This window comes from Haloarchaeobius amylolyticus, assembly GCF_026616195.1.
In the GTDB taxonomy this organism is placed as follows: domain Archaea; phylum Halobacteriota; class Halobacteria; order Halobacteriales; family Natrialbaceae; genus Haloarchaeobius; species Haloarchaeobius amylolyticus.
In genome coordinates, this window is record NZ_JANHDH010000003.1 from 632617 (window position 1) to 647638 (window position 15022).

Here is a 15022-nt window from a genome sequence, read left to right on the forward strand (position 1 = left end):
TTGGTTTTAACATGCGCAGCGACGAACAGGTCACCATGGTCCCCGACACAGAATCCGGCGAAGACGCCGCTCCCCCCGGCGGCCCCAGACCTCTCACCAGAGACGAACCAGATGCCGTCCCGGTCGGCACTCGCATCCACAACCTTCTGACGAGACGGACCGTATCGAGACGGGCCCTCGTCGCAGGGGCGTCCCTGTTGAGTGCACTCCTCGCCGCGTTCTTCGTCCTCCGACGCGGCCCCCTGAGTCCCATCGACACCATCTACTTCGGGTACCCGGAGTCCCGGGAGGTGGTCCAGCAGACGACACGCACCCTCGGCATGGAGACGCCCATCCTCGCGCACCTGGTCGAGTACCTCGCCCAGCTGCTCGTGCTGGAGTTCCCCCACTCGTACGTCCTGCAGACCGACCCGGCTCCTGCCTCGACCTGGTCGGTGGTCGCGACCCACGTCGGGCCGACGCTCTGGCTGGCCTTCTGGGGCTTCACCGCGGGAACACTCGCTGCCGGGACGCTCGCCCTTCTCGCGGGGCGACGCCCGGGAAGCCTCCTCGACAGGGCGCTCGGCGTGATCGCCAGGACGACGAGAGCGACCCCGACGTTCTTCGTCGCGGCCGTGGCGCTCGTCGTGGCCAGCCCAGAGCTAGCAGACGGCGGATTCGCCCGCGAACCCGCCTTCTCCCTCGACTTCTACCGGAGCGCCGGCGAGACACCTCTCGTCCTCGCGGAGCGAACCCTCGTCGTGCTGCCGTTCCAGTTCTCGCTGGACGCCTTCGTGGGCGCACTCACGGGCGTCGCGGTCCCGGCAGCCGTCGTCGCGCTCGCCTGCTTCGGGTGCCAGTTGCCCACCTGGCGGCGCGTCGTCAACGAGACCAGCCAGGAGACGTTCGTGACCGCCGCGAAGACGCGGGGGCTTCCGGCGACCACGCTGGTCGGCCGACACCTCGCGCCCGTCGTCCTCGCACGGGTGAGCCGGTCGCTGGACCGCTTCCTCGTCGTGCTCCTCGGCTCGGTCCTCGTCGTCGAGGTCCTCTTCGGCGTCCACGGACTCGCGGACGTCTTCTTCCAGGCCGCACTCCAGGGCGACCTTCCCCTCACCGAGGGGCTGTTCGTCCTGCTGACGGCGACGGTCGTCGGCGTCCGGTTCGCGGCCGACGTGGTGGCCGACGTCGTGCCACTGCCGACCCGGTCACGGACCCCACGATAGCGGGAGGCCGTCTACCGAGTGCCGCGGCTCGCCGGTTCGTGGTGTCGAAAGAATCGGGGGGTGCCTTGCGACGCGTGAGCGCCGCACTTCGTCAGTCGAAGCGAGTTACCGGGCCCTCGCTGTCTGTCGGCAGCGGGACCGGATGTACGACGTTACGCTTCTGCGCGGGCGAGTTCGTCCAGATACTGTGCTTCCCACTCCTGGCGCGCCTCGATCTCGCGGCGACCGCGGCGGGTCAGGGTGTAGAAGTTCGTCCGGCGGTCGAGTTCACCCTTCTCGACGAGGCCCTTGTCGACGAGGGTGTCGAGGTTCGGGTAGAGTCGGCCGTGGTGGATCTCTGATTCGTAGTAGTTCTCGAGCTCGTCCTTGATGGCAAGCCCGTGCGGTTCGTCGAGCCCTGCGATGACGTACAACAGGTCCCGCTGGAATCCAGTCAGGTCGTACATGAATGGGACAAAGTATCGGGGGAAAAAGAGTGTTTTGATTTTTGAATCTAGAACCGGGCAACCTTTCGCTCACAGACTCCGCAGTCTGGTTTCATCCCAGTCTCGTGTGTCTGGACTGGAATACGTTCGGAGAGAGGTAATCGCGGATGGATATTCGACGGATTGTCTTGATCACGATTGCCGAGAACGGGAGCGCTGGCGTCGAGTGCACCGCCGAGACGGTCGTGACGACGGGATGCACCGGGTGCCGTGGAACAGGTATCCGTTACTGAGGAAAGCGATACGTAAAAGGCTCTGGTTTGTACCGGTAGCCATCATGCCCGGATGTTCGACGATTGTCGGGGTAGAAACCGGGTTTCTCTGTCGAACCGGGAGTAAATACAGAGAGGGATACGCGTTTCTATACAAACATGGACGAATATCTCGGTCGATACGGCCCAGCACCGTCATATCATCACCGTGGAAAACGACGATTGTCTAACCTCGATTACTACGAACCGGGGACCGGTGCACAGACACACCGTACTCGATGCGTCTCGGGCCATCGTGATGCGTTCCAGGCCGTCGGCGATGCGTCTCGGCGATGGTGTCTCGTGGCTTCGTCATGATGTAGAGAACGCGGCAGTCGCCGGAATACGAACCGGCGCTGCCGGGCCTCTATCGGAATAGGTGGTACGCACGCGAGGCGCGCTACAGCCGCGACGCGGCTGCACTACGGGGCCAGCTGGGATGCTGTCACGTGGTGACCGCGACCGTTCGTGCGGTCGCCACGGTGACGTTCTACAGCAGTCCCCGTCACTGCGTCTTCGCTTCCTTGCCTTCGAACTCTTCGACGTTCTCCAGCTTCGTAGCCTCCCATTCGTGTCGCGCCAACAGGTCGTCGACTCCCGTCCGTGTCAACTCGTAGTAGTTCGTTCTGCGGTCCTTCTGTCCTTTCCGGACGAGGTCCTCTTCGACGAGCACATCGAGGTTCGGATACAACCGTCCCTCGTTGATGCGCTTGCCGTAGTACCGCTCTAGCTCTCGCTTGATGGCCAGACCGTGTGGCCGGTCGAGGCTGGCGATAACGTAGAGGAGATCTCGCTGGAATCCACTTAGATCTTGCATCCACTTCGATACTAGTCACAAGTATATTTAGCACCCTACCCAGTCTCAGACCACCGAATAACAGTTTCGTACCCGTGTTACCCGCGGTTTACCCGGTTTCTAATGCGTGGTTACCGCCGCCGTAAGAGAGTAAGTTACACGTTACCAAGAGACGTACGTGACGTAGCCGCCGGCCGTTCGGCCATAAGTGTGAATACGAATAACAAACTAAGACGACACGATTTCCCCAGTAATATATGATTTTTGGCCAACTTATTTCAGAAAATGTGACTTTCTGTGAAATAGACTTAAGACATCCGGGTCGATAACCCCAGAGTAGCTCAGTAGCAAGCTGAGACAAACACCACGGTTGCCCGAATCCCCCCTGGGCGACCGGTGCAAGCACACAATGAGCAGCAAGCGAATCTCGCGACGACGGATACTGCAAAGTATAGGTGGCGGTGTGGTCGCCGCCGAAGGTATTGGTACAGCTCTCGCCGCAGAGGCGGACACACGACGGAAACGTCGTGTGGTAGGAACGAAATCACTGTTCGGCATCGAGGTTGCGAAGAAGAAGGCTGCATCTATCGACAAGGAACTCGACTTCGGTGACCGTGGGAACGCGCTGGTCGGAAACTTCTCGGACCAGGCCATCAAGAGCCTCCAGCGCAACAACGACGTCCGGTACGTCGAGGAAGACGTGACCGTGCACGCGTTGGCCCAGTCCAAGCCGTGGGGCATCGACCGGGTCGACGCCGACGTGGTCCACAGCAACGGCCAGACGGGTGAGGGTGCACACATCGCCATCCTCGACACGGGTATCGACGCGGACCACCCCGACCTGCAGCCCAACCTCGGGAAGGGCTACGCGGTCGAGAACTGTTCGGGCACCGACTGTGTCGAGGACTGGGACGACGACCACAGTCACGGCACGCACTGTGCCGGTATCGCGAACGCCGTCAACAACGACGAGGGTGTCATCGGCGTCTCGACGCAGGCGACCCTGCACGCGGTGAAGGTTCTCTCCGGGTCCGGGTCCGGGTCCGCGAGCGGCGTCGCAGAGGGCATCAAGTGGGCCGCCGACCAGGGCTACGGCGTCATCTCGATGAGTCTGGGTGCCTCCTCGGGGTCCTCGACCATCCGCGACGCGCTCCAGTACGCACAGGACCGCGACGTCATCATCATCTCCGCGGCGGGCAACGAGGGACCGTGTACCGACTGTGTCCACTACCCCGGTGCTTACCCCGAGTCGATGGCGATCGGTTCGACGGCCTCCGACGACTCGATGTCGAGTTTCTCCTCGACCGGTCCGGAGGTCGAGATGTGCGCACCCGGTAGCGACATCCTCTCCTGTGTCAAGGGCGGCGGCTACCAGAAGTACTCCGGGACGTCGATGGCGACCCCCCACGTCTCCGGTGCTGCTGGACTGCTCCGTGCACAGGGTCTCAGCGCGTCCGAGACGCGCAAGCGCCTGACCGACACCGCCGAGGACCTCGGCCACGCGGACAACGAGCAGGGTGCGGGCCTGCTCGACGTCGAGGCCGCGGTCGGCGACGGCGGCGGCGGTGGCGACGAGCCGGCGACCTTCGCGGTCGAGACGCGCTCCGTCACCGACCTCGGCACGACCCAGGCGACGCTCAACGGCGAGCTGACCGGCCTCGGCGACGCGAGCTCCGCCACGGTCGGCTTCAAGTACTGGCAGTCCGGTGACCGCAGCGGCACCGAGCAGACCGTCGAGGTCGGCTCGAAGTCCGCCGCCGGCACCTTCTCCTCCAGCGTCTCCGGCCTGACCGAGGGCGTCACCTACCAGTTCCTCGCGTACGCGGTCGACGACAGTGGCACCGAGGTCACGGGCGCCGCACGCGAGTTCACCACGACCGGCGCACTCAGCGTCACCACGGCACCCGTCGCGGACGTCGGGGACAACACGGCGACGCTCACGGGCAACCTCCAGAGCCTCGGGAACCACGACGAGGCCGACGTCGGCTTCCACTGGTGGGCCGAGGGCATGAAGGACGCGACGCTCGAGCGCCGCGAGGTCGGCGAGAAGACCGCGACGGGCGAGTTCTCGCTCTCCGTCAGCGAGCTCCGCGCCGACACCACCTACGTCGTGCAGGCCTACGCCAACCCCGACTGGGACACCGACGAGGACTTCGGCTCGCAGGTCACGTTCACGACCGGCAACACGCCGTCCCTCGGCGTCAAGACCGGCTCCGCGAGCAACGTCACGGACTCCGGCGCGACCCTCTCGGGCGAGGTCACGAGCCTCGGCGAGAGCGGCTCGGCCGACGTGGGCGTGAACTACTGGGTCGCGGGCGACCGCTCGGGCACCGAGCAGTCCGCCTCCGCCGGTAGCCAGTCCTCGACCGGGAGCTTCTCGGTCGACGTCAGCGGCCTCGACGCCTCGACCGGCTACGAGTTCGAGGCGTACGCCGACGACGGCACCTCCTCGGTCTCCGGTGCCGCCACGTCCTTCACGACGGGCGACGCGCCCGAGCAACCGGACGGCCCGTTCGCCGTGACCATCAACGACTCGCCCGACTGGTCCACGTCCTACGCCGCGAAGCTCAGCGGCGAGATCACCAGCATCGACAGCGGCGTCGGTGAGGTCTACACCGAGTTCCAGTTCTGGGAGAAGGGCAACAAGGCGAACACGTTCGCGGTGGACGACTCCGACACCCGCACGACGCCGGGTGAGGTCGACGAGATGATCTGGGGCCTCGCGGCCAGCACGACGTACGTCTCGGTCATCCGTGCCTTCGACGACGCCGGCAACGAGGTCTTCAGCGGTCAGATGGAGTTCACGACCTCGGCCTGAACTCCCCGGCCCGGCTGTCATTCCCCTGTTTCTCGCTGTCGCGGCGCTACCCGTTACGCCGTTATTTGTGTAACGCGCTCGTTAGTCGCGTACCTCGAAGACAGGTTTCCGTTAAATCAGTCCAGCGCATACTTCAGTGTGAGGGTTAGTCCCATGGGGGTTGTAGGGGACGTCCCTCTCAGGGACTGCTGGACGGCGTCTCCAACGACCACACGATGCTGTGGGGTCATCCCGGGACGCCGCCCAGCGGTCACCGACAGACCGAGTACGGTGAGACGTTGATGGTATCAGGAAGCGATTCGCCGGGGGTTCGCAAGACCGCGTACCGCCGGCTGTCGCCTTCGCGTGTTCTCATGTGGGTCGCGTTCTGGCTCGCTATCGTATTGCCCTTCGTGCTCGTCTTTATCATCGTCGTCGGTATCGGCTCGACGACGAGTTTCCTCGTGTTCTGTGGCACGCTCTCTGTGAACGTCGTTGCACTCTTGCTCGGCCACGGACACGGCCTGCGGTGAGGCAGGCACGCCCACCTTTCGAGCGCGTTACTGCCGCGGTTATACTTCTTCGACGACTAGTACCACCGAGGAGAATCTATGACTTCCAAGCGCACAGCATGGGTGAAACTGGAGAACAGGGAGGTGCCCCTCGCACAGTCGGTCGCGGCGGGCATGGTCGGCGGGTTCGTGATGGGCCTGCTGATGCAGTACTCGACCGGGACGATGACGACGGTCGCCGGGCTCGTCGGGCAGGAATCGCTCGCCGTCGCCTGGGCCGTCCACCTCGTCGTCAGCGTCGTCTTCGGGCTCGTCTTCGGCCTCCTGCTGACGTTCACGTCCGCGGGCCGGTACCTGGTCTCGACGCTCGCGATGGGCCTGCTCGGGATGACCTACGGTATCGTGCTCTGGTTCGTCGCCGCCGGCGTCGCGATGCCGGTCTGGCTCTCGTCGATGAACGTCGTCAGCAACCCGACCATCCCGACCCTCGACACGACCGGGCTCATCATCCACGTCCTCTACGGCCTCGTCATGGCCGGGACGTACGTGCTCGTCTACACCATGGGCCGCGAGGAATCCTCGCAGCTCGTCGGTGACGCCTGATCCGTTCTCGCTATCTGCTCGTTCTCGACCGCGTCGTCCCACCCAGCGACATGGTCGCTCCCCGACACTTTTCTGGGTCCGTCGAATAGCCTCGCGCATGGTCTGGGTACTCCACGGGGACGCTCCCGACTACTGCCCGCGCTGTGGCGAACCGCTGACGCGCCGCGACACCGACGACGGCCCCCGGCCACACTGCAGCGACTGTGGCGTGACCATCTACCACAACGCCAGCGTGATGGCCAGGACCGCCGTCCTCGACGGCGACCGTGTGCTCCTCATCGAGCGTGGTGCAGCCGACGACATCGGCGCCTGGGCGACCCCCGGCGGATACGTCGAGGCCGGCGAACGCGCCCGGCAGGCGGCCGCTCGGGAACTCGAAGAGGAGACCGGCCTCGCTGCCGCACCCGGGGCACTCACGCTCGTCTGTGACGGCTTCCTCGATTACGGGTCCGGCGAGACCGACGTGGCACTCGTCTACGCCGTCGCCAGCACGGAGACGACCGGCACCATCCAGGCCGCCAGCGATGCGGCCGACGCCCGCTGGTGGACCCGAGCCGAGATAGCGGCCGAACTCACCGACGAGGAGGGCCACCTCCGCGCGGTCGGGGTGGACACGCTTCTGGGGTTGCTCGACGGGTCAGGCGAGGCTCTTCGCAAGTAGCAACTGCGAGCCCCTATCCCTGCGAGTATCTGTCCGAATCAGTCCGAGCCACTGCTCTTCGGACCCAGCAACACGGAAACAGCAGGAAGGGAAAACAGCAGAGAACAGACGCAGGTGCGACTACGCGAAACCGCGGCTCAGAGCCCGAACGTCATCGCCACGAGCACCTGGACGCCCGTCACGAGCCCGAAGGCGACCACCGCGGTCAGGAGCAACAGCGCGGGCGTGGTCGTCGTCACCTCCGACTCCTCGAAGCTCGACGCGACCACGATGCCGATGCCGAGCTGGACGAGCAGGTAGGGCCACGCGGTGCCGAGCCCACTCGGCAGCAGGGCCGCCGTCAGGGCGACGACGATCTGCCCGACGAAGTTCGGCGTGAACCCGACCGATTCGATGCCGAACACGCCGGCCCAGTCGAGGGCGACGACGGTCGCCACCCCGTTGAGCAGGAACGCCCAGAACACGACGAGCCCCATCGCGCCGATACCGGTCACCACGTCGGGCATCGCGCGTGCGAGCCCGGCCCAGACCACGACCGCGAGCACCGTCGTCAGGACGAGCACGACCGCCATCCCGGCCATCGAGCCGACGGTGAGGCGCCCGACCTCCGTCGTCAGCGCCAGCACGACACCGAGCAGCAGCGCCACAGCCAGGCCGGCAGCACCGACGCTGGCGGCGAACTGGTGGAAACTCGGCACCCGGTCGTGGCGTTCAAGGAACACCCCCAGCGCGATGACGAGGACCGTCAGCGTGACCGCCGAGAGGTAGACGACCGACGTGACCAGCCCGAGGTTGAACGGGAACGGGAGCAGGTCGAGCGGGCCGTTCGGGAGCCGGCTCGCGCCCTGCCCGATGGCGAGCAACACGCCGGTCAGCGCCATGAAGGGCACGACCGCGTAGAAGAACTCCCGCGTCTCGCGGGCGTCGAGCGTCTCCAGCAGGAGCAACGCCCCCACCACGAAGAAGCCGAGCACCAGCGCGAGCATGCCCGCCCCGAGGACGGTCAGGTCCGGGCCGGCGGCGACGGCACCGGCCGGCGCGACGCACTCGCCCGACGGGACGGTCACCCGCCCGTCCGTGAGCACGACGCACTCCGAGTTGGAGCCGCGGGCGACGATGGGGCCGAGCACATTGGGCCACAGGAACCCCAGCACCGCCGGTCTTGTCGTCTGGTAGACGGCCGTCGCCGAGAGCGCGAGCACTCCCAGCAGGGCCGCCGCGATCCACACCGCGAACGGGTCGATTCTGTGTCGTAGCTGTTGCATAGTGTCACCTGACTGGTTCAAAAGAGCTGAAGGAACGGGTGCTCACTCACGCGATTCGTCGCCGGTGAGCGGGGTGTCTGGGTCGAGCGGTTCGTCGGGGGTGACCCGGATGGCGGTCGCCATCGTCTCGGCGAGGTTGCGCTGCCAGCCGAGGAGCCGGGCCACCTGGCGGCGGTTCTCCTCGACCGCCGCGTCGGCGTCCCTGACCTGGCCGTCGAGCCGGTCGACGCTGTCGGAGACGGTCAGGAGCGCCTCGCGCATCGACCGCTCGATGCGGTCCAGCCGGTCGTCCACGCGGTCGACCCGGTCGTCCATGTCGGCGACGCGGGTCGCGAGCTGTGCGTCGGCGACGGAACTGGCGAGTTCCGTCTCCAGCACGTCCGCGTAGGTCTCCAGCGCGACGACGCGCTCCTGGAGCGACTGTACCTCCTCGGCGACCGCCGCGTCGACGCCGACCCCGAGGTGCGATTCGAGCACCTCGCGTGTCTCGTCGTCGACGGTCCCGGCGGTCAACTCGGCCGCGAGCGCGGCCGCGACCCCTGCTGGGGCGGCCGCTGAAGCGGCCGAATCGCTGGCGCGAACCTCGCCGACCGTGACGGGGCTCTGCCTGCTGTCCCCAGCCGATTCCGCGTCGGACGGGCCCTCGGCCTCCTCGACCATGGGCTGGTCGGCCGCGATTCGCTGCCACGCGTCGTCGCTGACTGCGCCTGCAGTCGCCACGCTCTCGTCGGTCGCCGCGTCGGGCGATTCGGCATCGCCGGGCGATTCGGCGTCGACCGCCTCGTCATCGACGGTCCGTCGCTGACTCGGGTGCGGCGCGGCTTCGTCGTCGAAGGCGAACCTGATCCCGTCGTCCTCGTCTTCCTCGTCCGCCGACTGGCTCGACCCGACCCTCGGCGACCGGTCCATGTCAGAGGCACTGGTCGCCGTCTCGTCGGTGGTCGAGCCCTCGCGCGGCCGAGACGCGCGCTCGTCGTCGCCGTCGGCTGCTGCGTCTCCGATGAGCCCGCGGTGGAGCCGCTCGATGAACCCGAGGGGCTCCGCGTGCTCCTCAGAGGAGCCGGGCTTCGAAGTCACCGTCACTCTCCCATTCGAGTTTGACGCCGATGCCCCGGAACTCGAGGTCGAGGTCGTCCCCGTCGTAGTCGAGCTTGAACAGCCCTTTCACGTCGAGTTCGCGGTTCTCCGGGTCCCACTCGAGGCTGGTGTACACGCCACGGTACTCGATCTCGCCGTCGTCGTCCTCGAACTTGTAGCCGGCCCCGTCGGACTCGAACTCGACGTCGTCGTAGTCGACCTCGAGGTCCATGTAGTCGGTCCGGCTCTCGATGGTCACCTCGAGGCCGTCACCGGCGTCGTGGACCTCCAGGTCGATGTAGTAGTCCGGCGTCGAGACGACGAACTCCAGGTCGAGGTCGCCGTTCGAGGTCTCGAACTCGATACCGTCCCAGTAGAACTCGATGTCACCGTTGTCATCGCGTTCGTAGTCCAGGTAGTCGCCGGAGACGTAGCCACCCGGGCCGCCGTGGCCGGGGCTGCCGCCGTCGCCGGGGTCACCGACGCCGCCGGAGCCGCCGTCTCCCGGGTCGTCGACGCCACCGGCACCGCCGTCGCCGCCGGGGCCACCGTCGACGCCGCCGGAGCTGCCATCGCCGCCGGGGCCGCCGTTACCGCCGTCGACGCCGCCGGAGCCCCCATCACCGCCGGGGCCACCGCCGCCGCCACCACCGACGCCGCCGGAGCCCCCGTCACCGCCGGGGCCGCCGCCGCCACCGATGCCACCGGACCCACCGCCTGGGCCGGGCGGGGTCACGTCGGGAGTCGTACCGGGTTTGTCGGTCGCGGCCGGCTTGTTGTTCGAGATGAGCAAGCCACCGGTCGCGAGTGCGAGAGCACCCAGTGAAGCTCCTGCTAGCTTCAGGTAATCGCGTTTCGTAAGTTGGTCAAGTTCCTCCATACTCTACCATCCGGAGATAGGCCAGTGCCGGCAATAAACAATCAACTACCTGTCAGGTAATAACGGGTGCTCCCGGTGGGCTTCCTACGGCCCGGAATGCGTCTGAGCGCCGAGTGAGGGGGTTACGCCCTGGTCGACCTCTCAGGGGGTTGAGCACCGCCTGAGCCGGGGGTACTTACCGGAGCCTCGCAGGGACGGGGACCGCTTTTTAGCTAATCAGCACTAGTCCTCTAGTGTATGGAGGAGACGACAAAGAAATCAGAACTCTGGTATCGGAGCGACGACTGGTGCTCCATCACCGCAGCCAGTAACGTCCTCGGCAAGAAGTGGGTGCCAGCGATCGTGCACCGACTGCTGAAGAACGAGGCACTGGGGTTCTCGGCGTTGCGCGAGGAGATATACGGCGTCTCCAGCAAGGTGCTCTCGGAGAACCTGAGCGAGATGGAGCGGCTCGGGCTCGTCGAGCGCCGGATCATCAGCGACCGCCCCTTCCGGGTGGAGTACCGGCTGACAGAGCGCGGGAAGGACCTGGAAGCGGTCATCGACAGCATGGCCGAATGGGGGGACAAGCACCTCGTCCCGGAGATGCTCACCGAAGAACAACAGGACATGCGGGAGTTCTGATCCACGACCACGGATTCTTTCTCTGCCGTCTCGATTTCGACACTGCGCTCCCGGAGCGTGGGCTCACGTGCGCGACACTGCACTGTCGGCGAAAAAACGTAGTCGCAGGTTCGTACGCGGTCGATACAGCCGGGTCGGACCGTCTCGGGTCGCTAGACCGAACTCTCCCGTGCGGCCTCGATGACCGGCTGGAGTGCCTCCCCCCGTTCGGTCAACGAGTACTCCACTCGGAACGGTTTCTCACAGACGACCGCCCGCGAGATGAGTTCTTTCTCCTCGAGGTCGCTCAGGCTCTCCGACAGCACCTTGCTCGAGATTCCCCCGATCTGTCGCTGCAGTGCACTGAACCCCTGCGGTCCCCCCTCGAGCAGCTCGTCGAGGATGACGAGGTGCCACTTCCGCCCGAGCAACGTCGCGACCGCCGTCAACGGGTTCGCGGTCTCGAACGACTCTCGTGCAGCTGCCTCCGCGGCAGCACGGTCCCGGATCGAATTGTAATCGCCAAATGACCTGTTCATGCCGATCTCTCGTTACCATATAACCTCCGAATCCCCATGAACTAGGAACCCACACTTCTCGGTACCGTCCTGACAACACTCCTGATAACCTGCGGAATCTCCGCGATGTTACCTAGAGGAGTCGGTAGTGCGAACCGATATGTTGTGTTGAGCTATCACGCCGTCCGGGGAAACCGACGTGACACGGGTATTCCGGGTCGGTCGCTGCGAAACGTATCAGTAGAATAGCTGGTCGGGTGGTTCGTGGCTCACATCACGGTGGTTCCGTGGGAGCCACGCTCACTCCTCATCGAACAGGGCAGAGAGCACCTTCTGGAGGGCGATCCTGACGTGCTGGTGAAAGGTCGAGGAGGCGATGTCGAGCCGGTCGGCGACCTCCTCGGCGGTGCTCCGGCGGGGCCAGTCGAAGTAGCCCTCGACGTAGGCCGTCTGCAGGGTCGCGTGCTGGCGGTCCGTGAGGTCGCCCAGCAGGATGTCCCGGCACTCGTTCGCCGTCCGGACGGGCCGGTCGCGTTCGAGGACCGAGACGACGTCGGTCTCGGGGAACTCCTCGACCAGCAACTCGACCACGTCGCGCACGTCGTCCTGCGTCGGGGCCTCGACGACGACGGTCGCCCGGCCGTCGTCGACGGTCTGCTCGCGGACCCGGACCCCGTACTCGACGAGCGACTGCACGAGCGACCCGCCCGACAGCTCGATGGCGATGAGCGACTCGTTCACGCGCTCGCTGATGACCTCGACGTCCTCGACGCCGCGGTAGCGCCAGAGTGCGGCGACGACCGTGGCCGCGGGCGCGTCCTCGACCAGGTAGTAGTACCGCCGTCCGTTCTGGTTGTTGTCGACGATGCCAGCCAGGGTCAGCCGGCAGCCCACCTCCGCGGAGAGATCGACGAGCGCGGCGTTCCGGTCCGTACTCACGACCTCGACCTCGATGATTGAGTCGCTGAGCAACAGTGCCCGGTCGGTCGTGGCCCGGATGGCGAAGGCGACCAGTTCGCCGAGCACGGAGAACGCGCGCGTCTCGAACTCGCCGAAGGCGTCGGCGTGGCTCGCGATGACGACCAGTCCGCCGTAGTTCCGGCCGGCGTAGGTGAGCGGCACCGCGATGGCCGCCTCGAACCCGCGCTCTGACGCTGCCCGCCGGACCGGTTCGTGCAACTCGACGTCGCCGTCCTGCTTGCGGACGACCTGTGCCTCGCCGGTCTCAATCGACTCGTCGATGGCGCCGCGTTCGAGTTCGGTCGGGGTGATCTGGGCGATCTCGTCGAGGACGCCCTCGTCCAGCCCGGCCGCGGCCCGGGGGACGATGCGCCCGCGCCCGAGGCTGTAGTTGCCGATCCACGCGAAGTGGTACAGTTCCGACGAGGCGATGGTCTCGCAGACGGCCTGCTCTATCTCCTCGCGCGATTTCGAGTGTACGGTCGCGTCGGTAATCTCCTGAACGAGCGAGCTGATACCGAGCAGAATCTCCTGGCGGTCGTGCTGGCGGCGCAACACGTCCTGTTTGCGCGTGAGGTCGGCCTGCATCTCGCGGAGCTGGCGGTCCCGCCGGGCCCGGGTGAACGCGACGGTCAGGTTCGCGCCGAGCAACTCGGCGAGGTCGACCTCCTCCCGGCTGAACCCGTGCGGGTCGGTGGTCCCGACGCTCATGACGCCGTGCTCGCCGAGTGGCACGTACATCGCCTCCGAGAGCGGGTACCGGCCGTAGGGGTCAGCCTCGTTGACGACGGTGATGACGGTCTCGCCGGTCTCGAACGCACGACCCGCAGGCGTCGTCTCCACGTCGTATCGCGGGCGGGGCCCGAGGACCTCCATCGTGCTCTCGGGCGCCTCGGTGAGCACGAGGTCGTTCGACTCCGGGTCGTGGAGCCGGATGGCGTTCAGGGGCAGGCCGACGACCTGCCCGACGGCCTCGCACCCGATGGTCGCGATCTCGGTGTCGCTCCGCGCGCTCATCAACCGGTGGGTGATGACGTTCAGGTCGCGCAGGCGCCGGGAGTAGTGCTTCTGTGCGCTGAGGTCGTGGACGACCGCGACGAGGCCGCCGCCACCGACCGTGCTCAGCGAGAGCGACTGCGGGAAGGTCTCGCCGTCGGCGCGGCGCCCGGTCGCCTCCCCGCGCCAGGTCCCCTCGCGCTCGACCGCGGGGAGGACCTGCCACGAGAGCTTTCGCCACTCCTCGTCGGTGTAGAACTCCTGCCACTCCGACCCGACGGTCTCGTCTACGGTCGTGTCGTGGAGCGACGCGAACTCCTCGTTCGCGTACGTCACCCGGTACTCCTCGTCGAGCGTGGCGATGCCTTCGAGGGCCGCATCCATCGCGGCGACGCGGTCCGTCTGCTCGGTCTCGCGTCGTCGTCGGTCGGTCACGTCCTGGACGGCGACGGCCAGCCGGACGTCTCCCGACCTGACAACCGACTTCACGACCACGGTGATGGGGCTCCCGTCGGTCCGCCGGCAGGGCAGGTCCTCGTTCGCCGTCACCTCGCCCGCGAGCAGGCGAGCGGCGGTACCACGACCCGCTGACCCGTCACCGTCCCCATCCGTGTCGTCACGGAACAACCGCGACGCGTGGGTGCCGACGAGTTCCGCCTTCTCGTCCTGTTCGGCGCCGAGGAGTCCGACCGCCCGGTCGTTGGCGTCGACGAGTCGGCCGGTCTCCGTGTCGAAGATGACGATGGCGTCGTGGCTCTGGTCGAACAGTTCCCGGTACAGCGTGTCGGTGGCCCTCCCGGCGGTCGTGTCGTCGGCCGCGTCGGAGGGCCCGGTTTGGTCGGGTTCCGGGACGTGGTCAGGTCGCTCTCCCGGGGAGCGAACATCGGTGGACCGAGTTTCGCCTGTCTGCCGGTCCGGTGTCTCCGCGGGTGCGAGGACGCGGTCGCTACCTGCATCGGTGTCACCCTCGTCCGCAGAAACGCCCTCGAAGTCCCGGACGACCTCGACGTAGGTCACCTGCTCTTCGGTCTCGACGCGGTGGACGGAGACCGGCAGGGCGACCTCGTTCCCGTCCTTGCCGCGATGGCGGACCACCCGCACGTCGTCGTCGTCCGCGAGTTCGGCCAGCAGGTCGAGCACCGACTGGACCTCGGACTCGGGGAACAGGCGTGTCGAGGACTGCCCGACCAGCGGTTCCGACGTGTAGCCGAGTGTGTCCGCGACCGACGGTGTCGCGCCCACGATGGTTCCCGTCTCGTCGACCTCGACGAGGCCGAAGCCGGCCTCGGTGAGCGCCTGCCACGCGGTCGCACTCCCGTACCTATCCGGTAGACCGAGCGATTCCTCCCCCCGGCGGTCGCTGTTGATTTCCTCCTCCAACCCCCTTCCCCCCTCTCCCTGTAAGTAGTCTCC

The 15022-nt window shown here is 66.5% G+C and carries 13 protein-coding genes; 6 read left to right on the forward strand and 7 right to left on the reverse strand.

The features are described 5' to 3' along the window. Positions 1-11 precede the first annotated feature (11 nt). A complete protein-coding gene (locus NOV86_RS20700; protein WP_267643725.1) occupies positions 12-1205 on the forward strand; it encodes an ABC transporter permease subunit in 1194 nt (397 codons plus the stop codon). Between the two features lie 152 nt (positions 1206-1357). Here NOV86_RS20700 and NOV86_RS20705 read toward each other — a convergent pair whose 3' ends face one another. Both NOV86_RS20705 and NOV86_RS20710 read right to left on the reverse strand, forming a co-directional pair. Further along, the gene (locus NOV86_RS20705) at positions 1358-1651 is read right to left on the reverse strand and encodes a PadR family transcriptional regulator (RefSeq protein WP_267643726.1); all 294 of its coding nucleotides are present in this window, start codon (positions 1649-1651) and stop codon (positions 1358-1360) included. A 795-nt stretch (positions 1652-2446) separates the two neighbouring features. Next, the gene (locus NOV86_RS20710) at positions 2447-2758 is read right to left on the reverse strand and encodes a helix-turn-helix transcriptional regulator (RefSeq protein ID WP_267643727.1); all 312 of its coding nucleotides are present in this window, start codon (positions 2756-2758) and stop codon (positions 2447-2449) included. Between the two features lie 508 nt (positions 2759-3266). Between NOV86_RS20710 and NOV86_RS20715 the strand changes: the two genes are divergently transcribed. From NOV86_RS20715 to NOV86_RS20730, 4 genes are all read left to right on the forward strand, one after another. Continuing rightward, positions 3267-5555, forward strand: a complete 2289-nt coding sequence (locus tag NOV86_RS20715) for a S8 family peptidase (protein WP_267643728.1) — start codon at positions 3267-3269, stop codon at positions 5553-5555. A 281-nt stretch (positions 5556-5836) separates the two neighbouring features. After that, positions 5837-6067, forward strand: a complete 231-nt coding sequence (locus NOV86_RS20720; protein WP_267643729.1) for a DUF8028 family protein — start codon at positions 5837-5839, stop codon at positions 6065-6067. A gap of 78 nt (positions 6068-6145) precedes the next feature. After that, on the forward strand, positions 6146-6649 hold the full coding sequence (locus NOV86_RS20725) for a hypothetical protein (protein WP_267643730.1): 504 nt from the start codon (positions 6146-6148) through the stop codon (positions 6647-6649). Between the two features lie 97 nt (positions 6650-6746). Further along, on the forward strand, positions 6747-7310 hold the full coding sequence (locus tag NOV86_RS20730) for an NUDIX hydrolase (RefSeq protein WP_267643731.1): 564 nt from the start codon (positions 6747-6749) through the stop codon (positions 7308-7310). A gap of 137 nt (positions 7311-7447) precedes the next feature. Here the strand turns inward: NOV86_RS20730 and NOV86_RS20735 are convergent, their stop codons facing one another. From NOV86_RS20735 to NOV86_RS20745, 3 genes are read right to left on the reverse strand one after another with little or no spacing between them, the layout of a single operon-like run. Then, positions 7448-8575: a DUF63 family protein gene (locus NOV86_RS20735; protein ID WP_267643732.1), complete on the reverse strand. Its 1128-nt coding sequence runs from the start codon at positions 8573-8575 to the stop codon at positions 7448-7450. 42 nt (positions 8576-8617) lie between these two features. Continuing rightward, positions 8618-9652 (reverse strand): hypothetical protein, encoded by a 1035-nt coding sequence (locus tag NOV86_RS20740; RefSeq protein ID WP_267643733.1) that lies wholly within the window; start codon positions 9650-9652, stop codon positions 8618-8620. Next, the gene (locus NOV86_RS20745; protein WP_267643734.1) at positions 9627-10532 is read right to left on the reverse strand and encodes a hypothetical protein; all 906 of its coding nucleotides are present in this window, start codon (positions 10530-10532) and stop codon (positions 9627-9629) included. Before NOV86_RS20745 ends, NOV86_RS20740 begins: the two co-directional genes overlap by 26 nt. A gap of 237 nt (positions 10533-10769) precedes the next feature. Between NOV86_RS20745 and NOV86_RS20750 the strand changes: the two genes are divergently transcribed. Next, positions 10770-11156 carry a winged helix-turn-helix transcriptional regulator gene (locus tag NOV86_RS20750; protein WP_267643735.1) on the forward strand — a complete coding sequence of 129 codons (387 nt, stop codon included), beginning with the start codon at positions 10770-10772 and terminating at the stop codon, positions 11154-11156. Between the two features lie 152 nt (positions 11157-11308). On the opposite strand, the gene NOV86_RS20755 is transcribed toward NOV86_RS20750, so the two are convergent. Both NOV86_RS20755 and NOV86_RS20760 read right to left on the reverse strand, forming a co-directional pair. Continuing rightward, positions 11309-11674 (reverse strand): winged helix-turn-helix transcriptional regulator, encoded by a 366-nt coding sequence (locus tag NOV86_RS20755; RefSeq protein WP_267643736.1) that lies wholly within the window; start codon positions 11672-11674, stop codon positions 11309-11311. A gap of 279 nt (positions 11675-11953) precedes the next feature. Further along, positions 11954-14989 (reverse strand): bacterio-opsin activator domain-containing protein, encoded by a 3036-nt coding sequence (locus NOV86_RS20760; RefSeq protein ID WP_267643737.1) that lies wholly within the window; start codon positions 14987-14989, stop codon positions 11954-11956. Positions 14990-15022 lie beyond the last annotated feature (33 nt).

Excerpts from the sequence above, each read along its gene's own strand:
- NOV86_RS20750 (WP_267643735.1), top strand. The coding sequence starts at position 10,770 with ATGGAGGAGACGACAAAGAAATCAGAACTCTGGTATCGGAGCGACGAC.
- NOV86_RS20735 (WP_267643732.1), bottom strand. The coding sequence starts at position 8,575 with ATGCAACAGCTACGACACAGAATCGACCCGTTCGCGGTGTGGATCGCG.
- NOV86_RS20705 (WP_267643726.1), bottom strand. The coding sequence starts at position 1,651 with ATGTACGACCTGACTGGATTCCAGCGGGACCTGTTGTACGTCATCGCA.
- NOV86_RS20720 (WP_267643729.1), top strand. The coding sequence starts at position 5,837 with ATGGTATCAGGAAGCGATTCGCCGGGGGTTCGCAAGACCGCGTACCGC.
- NOV86_RS20710 (WP_267643727.1), bottom strand. The coding sequence starts at position 2,758 with ATGCAAGATCTAAGTGGATTCCAGCGAGATCTCCTCTACGTTATCGCC.
- NOV86_RS20755 (WP_267643736.1), bottom strand. The coding sequence starts at position 11,674 with ATGAACAGGTCATTTGGCGATTACAATTCGATCCGGGACCGTGCTGCC.
- NOV86_RS20725 (WP_267643730.1), top strand. The coding sequence starts at position 6,146 with ATGACTTCCAAGCGCACAGCATGGGTGAAACTGGAGAACAGGGAGGTG.
- NOV86_RS20745 (WP_267643734.1), bottom strand. The coding sequence starts at position 10,532 with ATGGAGGAACTTGACCAACTTACGAAACGCGATTACCTGAAGCTAGCA.
- NOV86_RS20730 (WP_267643731.1), top strand. The coding sequence starts at position 6,747 with ATGGTCTGGGTACTCCACGGGGACGCTCCCGACTACTGCCCGCGCTGT.
- NOV86_RS20700 (WP_267643725.1), top strand. The coding sequence starts at position 12 with ATGCGCAGCGACGAACAGGTCACCATGGTCCCCGACACAGAATCCGGC.